This window comes from Pseudomonas sp. GW823-FHT06B06 (assembly GCF_058795195.1).
The window spans coordinates 105,847-119,054 of the sequence record NZ_JBXAHO010000009.1 but is presented as its reverse complement, the minus strand read 5'-3'; the positions used below and the strand labels follow the sequence as shown (position 1 = coordinate 119,054).

General features: G+C 56.6%; 10 protein-coding genes. 7 read left to right on the top strand and 3 right to left on the bottom strand.

Going from position 1 to position 13,208, the window contains the following annotated elements:
* Nucleotides 1-71: 71 nt before the first annotated feature.
* From AC1Q8Q_RS10665 to AC1Q8Q_RS10655, 3 genes are all read left to right on the top strand, one after another.
* A complete protein-coding gene (locus tag AC1Q8Q_RS10665) occupies nucleotides 72-689 on the top strand; it encodes a tetratricopeptide repeat protein (protein WP_146094581.1) in 618 nt (205 codons plus the stop codon).
* Nucleotides 679-936, top strand: a complete 258-nt coding sequence (locus tag AC1Q8Q_RS10660; RefSeq protein WP_492615048.1) for a hypothetical protein — start codon at nucleotides 679-681, stop codon at nucleotides 934-936. Before AC1Q8Q_RS10665 ends, AC1Q8Q_RS10660 begins: the two co-directional genes overlap by 11 nt.
* Nucleotides 937-1,171: 235 nt before the next feature.
* Nucleotides 1,172-1,924, top strand: coding sequence for an SIR2 family NAD-dependent protein deacylase (locus tag AC1Q8Q_RS10655; protein ID WP_492615047.1), 753 nt, complete (start codon nucleotides 1,172-1,174; stop codon nucleotides 1,922-1,924).
* A gap of 28 nt (nucleotides 1,925-1,952) precedes the next feature.
* Here the strand turns inward: AC1Q8Q_RS10655 and AC1Q8Q_RS10650 are convergent, their stop codons facing one another.
* The 3 genes from AC1Q8Q_RS10650 to AC1Q8Q_RS10640 form a co-directional block, all read right to left on the bottom strand.
* Entirely contained in the window at nucleotides 1,953-2,489 is a 537-nt protein-coding gene (locus AC1Q8Q_RS10650) for a GIY-YIG nuclease family protein (RefSeq protein ID WP_108526303.1), read from the bottom strand.
* Between the two features lie 64 nt (nucleotides 2,490-2,553).
* Nucleotides 2,554-3,567: a helix-turn-helix transcriptional regulator gene (locus tag AC1Q8Q_RS10645; protein WP_032896237.1), complete on the bottom strand. Its 1,014-nt coding sequence runs from the start codon at nucleotides 3,565-3,567 to the stop codon at nucleotides 2,554-2,556.
* 93 nt (nucleotides 3,568-3,660) lie between these two features.
* Nucleotides 3,661-5,748, bottom strand: coding sequence for an AAA family ATPase (locus AC1Q8Q_RS10640; protein WP_492615046.1), 2,088 nt, complete (start codon nucleotides 5,746-5,748; stop codon nucleotides 3,661-3,663).
* Nucleotides 5,749-5,971: 223 nt separating this feature from the next.
* On the opposite strand from AC1Q8Q_RS10640, the gene AC1Q8Q_RS10635 reads away from it, so the two are divergent.
* The 4 genes from AC1Q8Q_RS10635 (at nucleotide 5,972) to AC1Q8Q_RS10620 (ending at nucleotide 13,154) form a co-directional block, all read left to right on the top strand.
* Entirely contained in the window at nucleotides 5,972-7,186 is a 1,215-nt protein-coding gene (locus AC1Q8Q_RS10635; protein WP_492615045.1) for a hypothetical protein, read from the top strand.
* On the top strand, nucleotides 7,183-9,177 hold the full coding sequence (locus AC1Q8Q_RS10630) for a phospholipase D-like domain-containing protein (protein WP_492615044.1): 1,995 nt from the start codon (nucleotides 7,183-7,185) through the stop codon (nucleotides 9,175-9,177). Before AC1Q8Q_RS10635 ends, AC1Q8Q_RS10630 begins: the two co-directional genes overlap by 4 nt.
* Nucleotides 9,161-12,907, top strand: coding sequence for a helicase-related protein (locus AC1Q8Q_RS10625; protein ID WP_492615043.1), 3,747 nt, complete (start codon nucleotides 9,161-9,163; stop codon nucleotides 12,905-12,907). The genes AC1Q8Q_RS10630 and AC1Q8Q_RS10625 overlap by 17 nt, the downstream gene beginning before the upstream one ends.
* Nucleotides 12,908-13,022: 115 nt before the next feature.
* The gene (locus AC1Q8Q_RS10620) at nucleotides 13,023-13,154 is read left to right on the top strand and encodes a hypothetical protein (protein ID WP_280528199.1); all 132 of its coding nucleotides are present in this window, start codon (nucleotides 13,023-13,025) and stop codon (nucleotides 13,152-13,154) included.
* The last annotated feature ends 54 nt before the right edge of the window (nucleotides 13,155-13,208 follow it).

The window sequence follows — 13,208 nt, the reverse complement described above, 5'->3', positions numbered from 1 at the left end:
TGTACGACACAAAATGTCGTTGTCATTTCGATAATGAGCCCTATCGAATGATCAACCGGAAGGCTGTCCGAATGAGCCCTGATGAAAAAGTATTCCAGTTTCTGGATGCCCTGTTACCCGATGCCGAGAGCATGCGGTTTGTCGAGTCGCGGTCGCCATGCGTTGCGGATGCAGACATTGGCATGCCGTCCTTGAGAGTGTTGAAAGCGCCTGTCGACGGCAATCTTGCCTACCTCACGATCAAGGCCGCGAGCCCCCTGGTCACCATGGTCGATCCCGCGTTGCTGCGCATTCTTTATCGTTCGCTACGCGATGACGCGCTCGCCTCAGACCCGGATGCGCTCAATGATCTTGGCTGGCTATGGATCAACGGTCGTCGCGTCCCTTTCGATAGCGTCCTCGCTCGGCGGTTGTTCAAACTCGCGTATGTGTTGGGATCGGGTGAGGCGGCATTCAATCTTGGCGAGCAAGCCTGGTACGGCCGAGGCATGTGCGTTAACCAGGACCTTGCGGCCAGTTACTACGAGCAGGCCTATGAACGCGGCGTCACGTGTGCGGCGCAGGCGTTAGGGCGTTTGCATGAAAAAGGAATGGATGGGCAGGCGCCAGACTTTGCCAAGGCTACGCACTGGTACCGGTTGGCTGCCGGAGCTGCGTTTGCGTCAGGAGAAAAATGCTATGGGTTTTGAGAGTTGGGTATCGATGGCGATGCTGGGGCTGATCCTTTCAGTGCTGCTTGCGCTGTACACGCGATGCGGCAAAACCTGGCGTTTACTCAGCTATTGGCATGTCACTACGCAGGAGCGTCAAACGCGCTCGAATTGGCATGCCGAGGAAAATCGCGAGCTCAGATCGGCGCTGAGAGCGGAAAAGGCTCATGTGGAACAGCTACAGCGCAAGGTGGAAATTCTGCAAGCCTTGCTGCCTGTGGCGTAAAGCGAGCATGACAGAGGAGTAATGACATGCCCATAAGACCAAGACCCTTCACATCTGTCTGTGGCAAATGTGGCTGGAAGAAAACGGTCGTGCCACTTAGCGATGCCCTTGGACCGGGGGATTGGTGCGATCGATGTGAGAAATGTGGAAACGAAGCGTTGACCCGGCAACCGGCCAATTTGATTGATCGTACGTTGGCTGAATGGTTTGCCCAGTTACGTAGATAGGGGGAGTCATGATCGAGTTCCATGGGCAACGTTTACGTGATGCTTTTCATGTGGTCGTATTTACTGGCGCAGGCGTTTCTGCCGAGAGCGGCATTCCGACATTTCGCGACGCCTTGACCGGTTTGTGGGAGCGTTTCGATCCAGCTGCGTTGGCCACTGCCGATGCATTTCGCAACGACTCGGCGCTGGTGTGGGGATGGTATGAATGGCGACGCTCAAAGGTACGTACCGCCAAACCGAACCCCGCCCATTTGGCTATTGCCGAACTCGCTCGGCTAGTCGCCAGGCTTACGGTCATAACTCAGAATGTCGACGATTTACACGAGCGTGCGGGTTGTCATGGAGTGGTTCATTTGCACGGCAGCCTCCACTCACCGCGCTGCTTTGCGTGTGCCCGGCCGTATGAGGGCACCACAGATCAGCTGAATGAACCTGAAGACGGACGCAGAATCGATCCGCCACGCTGCCGACATTGCAACGGCAAGGTCCGGCCGGGCGTGGTCTGGTTCGGTGAGTCGCTACCGGAGCAGGTATGGCGTGATGCGCTGGCGGCCGTCAAAGATTGCGATCTGCTGATTTCGGTGGGGACTTCGGGGCTGGTGCAGCCAGCGGCGGAAATTCCCCGGATCGCCAGGGAACATGGCGCTGTAGTTGTGCATGTCAACCTGCAGCGAGAATCGGTCCATGGAGAAAGGGAGTTCAGTCTCGTCGGCAAAGCGGCAGAAATACTGCCGCGGTTGCTTGCTCAGGCAAACAAATAGCGGACGCCTTCGACGGTCAGCGAATTGCTTAACGAGCGCCCTGTCTGCCGAACATGGGTCTGTTCGAGGCCCACAAGCCATCTTCTATCGCCTGGACGACGGCACCGTCGATCTCTTTGCTGAATCGCCAGGCTTGAATGCGCAACATTCCCTCGTGTTCTGGCAGCCAGTGGCAGAGCTGCATGGCGTAGGTACCTTTATTGCCGAAGCCCAGGTGTTGTTTGATCCGCGAATCCAGGTCGGAGGAGCTCCCAACATACAACAGTGCTGACGCGGGATTGAGACGGCAATACGCCCGATCGTTTTTCCGAGTCTCCTTGGCTTCCTTAAATGCGCCGTGGAGCTCTTTGTATGCATCGTCTTCAACTGAAAACTGATAGATGTAGCGCGCTTTGGAAGAGGACCAGGTCTTCAGAGCTCCCAGCGTTTGAGCGGGATAGCCGCTGCGGATCTCACTGAAAGGAATGCATACGTCATGGAGGCTATCGATAGTTGTGCGTTCGACGTAGCGGGCCAGATCACGCAGATTGCTGGCGATGTCAGTCAGGATGGAAGGTGTAAGCATGTGTTTCTACCTTGTTGAGCATTCGACCAAAAATAGGCCGGTCGCGTCGGTTGCTTAAAACAAGCTAAATTTCTGGCTCATACGCCGCAGCGGCGCGGCGCAATGTATCGCCTACCTGTTGGCGCAGTGCTGCCGGTTCCTGCACGACCAAAGAATCGCCCAACGACAGAATCCACCAGTGCAATTGCCACGTATTGTTGACGGTGGCCTGCACCTGATAACCGTCCGACAATGCTTCGAGCGCCATGTCTTTACTCAGTGGCGTCTCTCGAATCAAACGCGCCTGGTGTTCACTCACCCAAGCCTTGAAGCGGATTTTCTCGGGTTTGCCGAACTGCAGGGCGTCGGTGGCAAGGTAGGTTTGCAGCTCGAATGACTCCAGCCCCTGGCATGGCGTGTCGAGCACCGTTACCGCACGAAAGCGATGCACCGCGAACTGACGGACATCGGTATACGGCGCGGCAGTGGCGATCAGATAGGTGATCAGTCCCCGCTGGACAATCGCCAGGGGGTTGAGAGTCAGTACACTGAGTTTGTCGGTATGTGCCGAGTAGTACTGACAATGAACTTGCTGTTCGCTAATCAGGGCATGCTGCAGTGCCTCCAACGTTTCTGCCTGGATTTCCGGAGCTCGGAGATTGAAATCCGGCCGAACGCTCGCAACTTTGTCGGGCCAGCGCGCGGCGGGGTTGCCGTCTTCGAGGCCTTTGAGTTTTTGCCGGGCATGCTCGAAGCGCGGTTCCAGCACGCTCAACATGCTGCCCGGGAGCAGTGGACGGATTGCATCTTCGACCAACGCAAGACTTACGGCTTCAGTCAGAGTAATGCCCTGCAACTCGACGCTCACGCCCGGTTTCCAGTACCAACCGAAGGGCGTACCACCATCGTTGCACTGCAATGGAAACACCAGGGACAGGTCACGCAGGTCGCGCTCGATGCTACGGCGGCTGATGGAGTAGCCAGTTGCCGTCAGGCGAGTCAGCAATTCACTCACTGTGATACCGGGTGAGCGTTTGGGCAGCTGTTGCAACAGCTCCCATTGACGACTCAAAGCGCTATGGGTCTTGGCTGAAGGCAAGAGAATCATCCTTGTAGTGTTGAAGCTGGCCTTTGGCTGGCGAATAAGCCGGTTGTCTGCCTATCGGCGACAATCCGGCAACCTTTAGTCCGTTTAATGTATGAAACCGATAGGGCGCTGCTGCCCAGTGGACTTCAATCGACACTCGGCAAGCAGTGCGCCTGCCAATTCATCCGCGCTGGCGAATGGCTTGAAGCGCCCCCGGCGCGCGACCGCCGCGAAGTCACCGGGAGTCAGGTATGTCTCGCCGCGCAAGCGAGTCGCAGCACTGTTTTGTGGGTCCTTGAGCGCCAGAGCCTTCAGATGTGCGGCAAACAATGTCTGAGCCTGAGCGGTTGCCAGGTAGCCGAAATGCACCTTAAGGTCGAAGCGCCGCAGAGAGGCTTGATCCAGATCGAGGATCAGGTTTGTGGAGGCAATGAACAGCCCTCGGTAGCTTTCCATTTGCGTGAGCATTTCATTGACTGCAGTGACCTCCCAGCTTTGCCGCGCCTTGCGCCGGTCCTGCAAAAAACTGTCGACCTCATCTAGCAGGAGTACGGCGTCTTCTCGTTGCGCGAGCTCGAAGGCGCCCGCCAGGTTCTGCTCAGTCATTCCCACGTAAGGGGATACGAGGTCGGAGACTCGCTTGACCATCAGCGGCTTGCCCAGCTCCTGCGCCAGCCAGTGGCCAAATGCGGTTTTGCCAGTGCCGGGTGGCCCGTAGAAACACAACCGTGCCTGTGGATGAGAGCGCAAACCGTCAACCAGTCCGTCCAGTGGGAGGTCGGCGTTGATCCACTCCGGAGAATAAAGCGCTGGCAAAGCACCGTCGGTGTGCTGAAGTTTTTCGAAGCCTTGAGCTTTCAGCGTGCCGTCGACAATGCAGCGAATAGTGTTATCCAGCGCCTTGCTGGCGCGCTGCGACACGCTGCGTCCTACGCGCACTGCCCGCTCCAGCACGGCAGGCGTCATTCGCTCGTGTGCACTGAGGTGTTCGATCAACTGATCGCTCAATTTGCCACCGCCACACTCGCGCAGCATCCGCTTGCGTTGTGCCAGTGGCGGGTTGGGCACCTCGATCACCATATCGAAGCGTCGTATATGGGCGGCGTCGATAGCCTCTATGCTGTTGCTCAGCCAGAAACACGGCAGCGTATTTTCTTCCAGCATGCGATTGATCCAGCCTTTCTGCGAGCGACTATTGGCGTCTGCGCTGGCGGTCTGGAAGATGTCTTCGATCTCGTCAAGTACGAGCAAGGCGCGTTGAGAATGCAGCACACTGTTGGCCGCGCGCAGGGAGCACAGACGTTGCTTGGCGGACACCGGGTCACCTTGGCTGTCAGTGCAGGCGACTTCATAAAGAGCGCTGCCCAGGCTGTGAGCGATCAGACGACTGAGTTGAGTCTTTCCAGTACCAGGCGGGCCATACAGCAGAATGTTCACACCTTGACGCCCTTGGGCCAAGGATTTGCTCAGGTAGCGTTCGGCGATCATCAGCGGCTGTCTGACATGACTGTAATGCTCCCAGCTCAAGCTGCCCGGTGGACTCAAACGGAACGCATAGGCGAACAGCTCCAGTGGCGTGCCTTTGCTGAAGCGCAGGAGGCCAGGCAGATCCGGGTTGCTAACTGACAACATCGAACTCAACGCCATGACGGAACGGTGGTTGTTGCTTATTTCCAGCAGTCCGGTGCGCATCAGTGGGCTGTTATGCGCTAGGCAGGCCTCGACCTCCGGCAGCGGCAGGCCCAATAGTACTGACAGCACTTTTATTGCACGGTTGAGTCCCAGCATCCCCAGCTGATCTGTAGCATCACTGAGTGTCGGATCGGTGTGCATCAGCACGCAAAAACCGAGCACCTGGAGCTCTGCGTCGGCCAAACCCAACAATTCTCCCAATGCCTCAAGATTGGTCGCCAGGCTGTCCGGGTAGGGCGCATACAGGGGATCGGTGTTGAAGCTACGAGCGCCTTTGCGCAGTGTCGCCAAGGCAAGTGCGGGACTGTAATTGTCGCCGTCTATCCATTTGGCCAGACCCAGTTCATGCGCCAGATCCTCATCATTGAGGCCGTGTCGGCTGATAAAGGTGCGATGTCCCCCCAGATCCAGCAGCAGTTGGAAACTCCACTTCAGCGATAGCGCACAGGTGTCAACGGCGCGGCGGCTGCCGTGTGCGAAAGGGTTTAATCGGGTTCCCATGCTAGATCTCCTGATGCTGTGGAGGCGGCAGGGTAGGACGAGCAGTGGTCAGGATGTGTCGTGGTTGTCGTGCGTATTGAGTGATGTCATATTGCCTGCCGCTCTCGGCGACCCACTGGATGCCAGATCACTGCAGACGACACATCTTGTCGGTGCCTGGTGATATTGCTGGTTTGAACACCTTGTTCAGTCCGGCGTCAGCCTTCTCAAGGATCGAGTTTTCATGCTTACCGTTCTATCTCTGCTGGATAACAGGCTACGTCCTAAAGGATCACGAGATCCCTTGGCCATCGAGTCCATCTGGAGCTCGGTGGGGCGAAAGGCGGTGGGTAACCTGACAACGGTCACCAGCCGCATGAGCCATTTCATGGTCGCGTTGCTGGCCTGCCGATATGCCCATACAGGCACGAAATCTCGTCCCCTTGAAGATGTCCAGCAGCGGTACGCACGCGCCGAGCAACTGTCGGCTTACCTGCGACTTCATGACTCTGTTAAAGCAGGGCCACTGGGAAGCCAGCTTGCTATCGCCAATCTCAAGCGCGACTCGATGGAATTGGGCATACACAAGAAGGCGCAAATCCTCAGCAATCAACTCAGCTATGGGCTGTGGGGGCTGTATTCCTCCGCACTACAGGCAGCGGGTCTTATCAAAGGCAGTGAAAGACGACTGACTGACCGAGGTGTGGCGCTCACGGATCTTATGTTGCAGGTGTTTGGTGACTCTCGGTGGCAACGCTTCGAGGATTTAGCCGGCCGGAACAATGTGACCCGGGCGCAACTGTCCCTGTTGGCGCCCGACTTTGCCGCGCTGCTCAATGACAAAAGCGTACGCAAGCACATCGTCCTGGCGCTGCTGAATTACCAAGGGGCTGGCCCCCTGCAAGTCGCGTTGTTCGAGGCGGTTAACGTGTGGCTCCTGTTGCCTGGCGATAAATCTTCAGTGCGCGATTTCATTCAGTGGGCGTTGACCGAGCAGAGTGTCGACCCCCAATTGCAGGATGTTCTAAAGCAAATTTTGCTGCTGCAGCCGGTGCTGGTGTTTGCCAATACGCTTGTTGCTTGGTTGCAAAGCCAGAAAGGCCGCAGCCGCAGCGATTTGATCGACGACTTGAGTCCACGGCTCGCGGCGCCATTTCTACCGTTGGGTTGGAGCAGGCCGGGGTTGCCGCATCTATCGTTCCTGCAGAGCCTCGTAGAGGCTGCCAACGGCGGCGATGCCTCTTCGGTAATCGAGCAGATCGTCATCCAGAACAGCGCAGTGATGGGCCAGAGAGGTGGAGCCGCGTGGCTTTACTGGGAGGCAGACAAACTCAGGGTTCGGGTTCCCGTGGATCGCGCCTGGTTGCCTGAGGATCTTTCCAGTCACTGCGGAAAAACCTGGGATTACAGTTTTTTTCTTCATTCCTTCCTGACCATTGCCAAGGCAGGTCAACAATGAAAGCACACACCATCAGTGACGCGTTCCGGGCCTGTATTGGTGAACGCGAAGTGACCTCGGCTTTTTTCACAACCTACAGTTTCGAGCCAGACTTCTTTGAGCTTGAGGTCATCCCGCTGCTACTGGGCGATCAGGCACTTTCAAGCCAGAGCGATATTCGCTCGGTCCAGCTGCAGGCATTGATGCAGGACAAGGGCAGGCGCTTTGCCGTGGTGCATGACGTGGATGTATTCAACCCCACGGCAGGCAGTCGCCTCGAAGTCGATTATTTGCCCGTGCGGATCGGCGGGGGGTGTCAACACGCCAAGATGGCAATATTGGTTTTACAGGAAAAGGGCGATCAGATACCGACGATTCTGCTGGTGGCAGGGTCGTTCAACCTGACGAAGGCGGGGTGGTGGGACAACATCGAGGTTGGTCATTTTGTCGAGCTGCAAGCGACTCGTGCGCCTGCCAATATTCTTGAACCCATGCGCCGTGCACTGCGATTTTTTCAGGCAGCCGCGCCCACCCCTGTCCTGGATCAAATCGTAAATGTGCAGGCCGGATGGTTGGCGAGCGCCGATGATCCCGATTGCAGCTTCTATTTCTCTGGGGCTGCTTCTAACCGTTTAGCTTTCCTCGACTTCATTGGCCAGCGCCCACATACGTTGCCCGCTGCCAAAAATGCAGCCACGCTGGAAATCGTCAGTCCTTTCTTCGGCGAGAAACCGGACAGTGGCGATACTCAGAAACTGATGAGCTTGTTCTCGACAGTCCGTTTGCTGCTGCCTCGGGATGAGGAGGAGCGGGCACTTGTCGAACCTGGGGTATTTGACGCGTTTAATACCGATCAATGGTGCGGCTGGGCCTCTGCCTGGAACGATAGCCACCAGGTCATCGGGGCCCCCTTTCGCCGGGTACATGCAAAGATATTCCAAGGGCGCGGCAAGCGGTCGTGGCAGTTTGTGGGTTCAGTGAATTTCAGCCACAAGGCATTCCGGGAAAATGTCGAGGCTGGTTTTCTTCTGCAAGGAGGCGATTTCCCGTCGTTGCTGGAGCCTTTGACGGCCCTGCCTTCGGGGTTTGCCCCAGACTCGGATTTGCATAGCGCTGAAGCTTCGGAAGGACTGGCAATGCCGGTCTTGCGCCTGGCATACGACTGGGACAGTCAATGGCTGGAAGTGACAGCACAGGAATCGATCAGCGGTGAGCTGACATTGCTGGACAACCCGAGGCCAAGCCTTGGCTCGATAGTTTTCGCACAGACAACTTCGGGCACTGCGTTGCTGCCTGCATTGCGCGACCATCTGGAACGCTCTTCTCTGGTCAGGGTGCGATGGCAGTCAGGTGCCGAGTGCGTGGAGCGTTACCTGATGGTTACGCAGCGCAACATTTACTGTCGTCCCAGCCAGTTGCCGGCGATGGACCTGCAAAGTCTATTGCGTTTGTTCATCGAGATGCGCCTTACCAAAAAAATCAGCCAGTTCGGTGAGCTGGCTCAACAGATGCTTAACCTCCGTGCCACACTGGGTTCGACGGATGAACAACTGCCGGAAATGATGGACGCGAGTGAAGCCAAAAGCTTCTTCGCGGAGTTCTCGCAGGTCAATGGCGCGTTCTGGCAATTGGAACGCACCCTTGCACTGGCGGCAGACGAGAACAGCGCAAAAAAACTCGCGTACTACCTCGCTGGCTGTCAGCCCGACTCTTTGAAAGCCATGCTGGAAAGCGTGGAAGCGGGGGGCGGTGATGAGGAAACGGTGGTTGTGCGCTATTTGACGCTGGTCAGCATGCAAGGCTTGTTGGCCCGATATCCGCAGCACAGCTGCGCGACCCTGACCAGGCGCGTACAGGCACTCATCGCTGAACTGGAAAATGACGAGCTGTTGTGTCATCTCGACGAGGCCGAAGGTACGCGTTTTCTCGAATGGTTCAGGACTCAATTTCAACGTCCCTTGACCCCTGCAAATTCACGGAAGAAGGATGTCTCTCATGCAGCGGATCAATAAAGCTACGGCCGGGACCGTCATCGATTTTTCAGGTGGCAACCCTGAACTCAAGGGATTGGCTGAGCAGCAACTGTTGGGCGCGGTCGCCCTGTACAACAAGCTCGCGGACCATCAGGTGGCGTACCTCGCCGATGAAGTGGGGATGGGCAAGACTTACATCGGCCTCGGTGTCGTTGCATTGATGCGGCATTTCAACCCCGGTTTGCGTGTCCTGTATCTGTTGCCAAAAAACAACGTTCGCGACAAATGGATCAAGGACTATCGGGCGTTTGTACATAGCAACTACCGGCTTGAGGATATGGCGGTCAAAGGCCTGGGGGGGGAGCCGGTCACTCCGTTCAGAGCCTGTCACAATTTGTCTGAGGTGGTTCAGACAGTGGCGAGTGGCAACGAGCGCGATCTATTTATCTGCACATCAGCCTTCAGCTTTGCAATGGGAAATACCGTAGCCGACATGCTGCGTTGGACACAGCGATTTGAGGAGTTGATGCCTCAACATCGCAAGCTTCTGGAGAAGATCGTCAGGCAGTTGAACACTATGGACGGCAGAAGCAATCCTGGGGGACTCAAGCGGCAGGTCAAGGATGTCTGGGTGAAGGCGTTGGGCGAGATGTTGCCCCGCTTCGATCTGGTGGTAGTGGACGAAGCGCACAACCTGCGTGCTGGCCGTGAAAGCAGCGACCGTAATCGCTTGTTGGCGACCTTGCTGGGCGACAACAAGCGTATCAAGCGCCTTTTGCTACTGTCGGCAACACCCTACGACCGCCATCTTGAACAGTTGCGCAACCAACTCGCGTTGTTCGGCTTCCAGGGGTATGCGGCACTGCCGGAGGGCGGCGATCCGGCCGACCCCGACATGCACGCGGCGCTCAGTCGCTTGTTCGTACGTCGCCTGAACACGCTCACGCTTGATCAGGTGGCTCACACCCGCAACATGTATCGTCGTGAGCATCGCAGCGGCGAGGCTGCGGAAGTGAAGATGACCGTAGCGCAAAAATTGTTCGCCGCTCTGCTGCAAAAGAAGGTGAGCGAGCACTTGCAGGAGAACTGCTCTAATCGTTTTGAGCTGGGTATGCTGGCGTCGTTCGAGAGTTACCTGCCTGGCGAAAAAAACCGGCCGGTAGAGTTCGATGGTCATGAGGCCGCGGACGAAGGCGATTCGTTACGGGATGCGGCAGACCGCAGCGTCGTTGAATATCTGGTGGACGATTACGAGAACTCCTTCAAACGCAGACCACCGCATCCAAAAATGGACAGTGTGAGTCAACAGACGCATCGTCTGGCGTTTGTCGAAGGCAAGAAACAATTGATTTTCGTCCGCCGTGTGCGCAGCGTTTCCGAGCTGAAGTTCAAGCTCGAAGAAGCCTACGACGATTGGATTAGTGGCTACATCGTCGGCGACTATGCCGTTGTCAAAAGTTACCAGCTATACCGAACGCGCACGGTCGAACGTAGTCACTCCCTGATCGAAAACGATGTCGCTGACGTGTTCGATGCACCGGCAAGCAGCGACAATTTCTTTACCTGGTTCTATCGTGGTCAGAATCCGGAGCTGGCCAGCATCAAGGGCCTGGGGCAGTTGCCCCACAACTTCCGTAGCACGCTGTTGCAGAGCCGATTGTTCGAGGCTAACTGGTTATCTTTGCCGGGCATGCCCGCCATGACGTCGTTGAAAATCGATTGGAGCGTGATCGGCAAGAGCGAGTCTGTCGCCAGCCCCGGCCAACGTTATCGATTGGCTCAATATGCGTATCTGCGGGCAGTCGCAACGCGTGACGATGCAGCCGCGACAGTCGCCAAGTGCGTGTTGAATGTGTTGTTCGAAGGGTTTCAGGCCACTTGTGACTTGGCTGATCCTTCAGTTCTTGCCCGTGAGCTGGAGCGTTCAACACTCTGGGATAGCCTGCGGCGCCATGACGAACTTGCCGTACTTGCACCCCAATGGAGCCCAGAGGTATTCACCCAACTTGCCACTTTGAACAATGGTGCTGTTGATCGGCTGTTACGCAGACTGAGTACCCATCAGGAGCTGCTGGGTGCCCTGTGCCGCGTGGATCATCCTTTTATTGATCTGTATTCGCTCAGGAACGCTCGCAAGGACGGTGACGCCGACGGACTGTTCATCGAGGCACTCGTCGGGCTGTTGGACGTTCAGCGAGCGAACCACAGCCCGTTCAGCAGCTATCAGATATTGCGCGATACCGTCTTGAACCTGGATTTGTTGATCAAACTCAACTTTCCGGAGATCTACTCAAGGCCGGTCAGTGGCCTGACCAAGTACCTGGCCACCCAGGTCCGTTCCACTTCACCGATTCGCGGAGCGACCGGTGAGAACAGCGCCAGCCGGACAGCGATTGCCACGCTGTTTCGCATGCCAGGTTATCCACGGGTGCTGATATCCACCGATGTCTTTCAAGAAGGGGAAGACCTGCATACCTTCTGCGACAGCGTCGTGCATTACGGTATCTCCTCCAGCCCCATCGCTCTGGAACAAAAGGTCGGTCGTGTTGACCGGGTCGGTTCATTGGCACATCGGCGCATGCTCTCGGCCGGTAACCGTTATGCTGAGCACTTCATTCAGGTGGGCTTTCCTCACATCCGTCAAAGCATGGAGTTCTATCAGGTACGCCAGGCTGCGGCCAACATGAACGCATTCATTCAAACGCTGCATGCCGTGGGCCACCAGGGACCCCGGTTCAAGCGCGAAGTGGAGCTGCATGAGGAGTTGGTGGACCAGGCGCCCGTGAAGCCGCAGATCCTCGATTTTCTCACCAGCCATTATGAAATCACTGACGAAGACCTTCAGGGCGATGACCGCAGTGAGGCGATAAGCAATCAGGCCAGTGTCATGACGCGGCGTTTGGCGCATGTCAAAACCCAATTGGGAACCACGCTCAGAGATCTGACTGGCGATCCGCAGGCTTTCGTGAGGGACGCTGGAGACGGCTGGCATCTGTCGACGGCGGATTTCGACACGCCGAGCGTTACCGTGCGCAGCGCTGTTGGCATGGCTGAATTGTTGGTAGCCGCGACGATACCCCGCGATATCGACGAACCAGGCGATATCCTTAGCCCCATCGGCCGCGTCCGCTTCCTCAAGACCCTGCAAGCAGACCCCTTCAGACGGGTGTTGCTGGCGCCGACAGCCGAAAAAACCAAGCGATTCGCTTTGCAGTACAACGCCGAAAATTATGCGGGCAGCGACGGTGTTCTAGTCGGTGACGAAATTCTCGACGTCTATCGGCGTGTCTCAGGCTCGAGTTCTACATCCAGCAAACGCACCGAGGAAACGGTCGCGCGCATCCACGGGATGGTAGACAGACTCGTACACGACACTGAGCGCATGAGCGTAAGGCGGCTTTCGACGTGGAGGCTTGAGTTCCATTTCAAACTGGAGGGGCGATACCAATTGGTAAGGTGGGGGTTCAAGGGCCAGTACGTGGTGTTCACCTCCAAGGTTGTCGATCACAAATGGACCAGAAAATTGGCGATGTTCAAACGGTTCAGCCAGTCACCGCTGGTGGAGCACACGCTTGGACGCAATTGCCGATTCGATCTGGTGGACTTCCATGTCGACCAGGACGAGGAGCTGAGCGTGCGTGCGTGTCATCCAGTGCAACATCTGAATGATGAAGAGTTGATGCACATTGCCCATCAGGTCGCATCTCAGGCAGACAGGCTTGAGCACGTATTGATGGGGCAGGAAGGGGAAATCGGGGACGACGACTGAGTATCACCGCCAGGTTGAGTATTTTTCGTGCCTTTGGAATCTGCTGTTCGGCCCCGACACAATCTGTCGCGACCGGCTCGTAGGCTGAGCACAGACCACAAGAGAGGGATGCGAAATGCTGAAGAACGTGCTGGCTACCATCGGTTTGGCCGTGGTGCTCAAAGCGAGCTTTGATCTGTATCTGAAGTACAAACAGATGGAGCGAGAGAATGATACCTGGCGCAAGTCGGCCTCCGGCGGGGAGTGATGTGCTAATTGCCTGGCTTTTTAATTGATCCAAAAAATCTTCAAGTTCGACGTC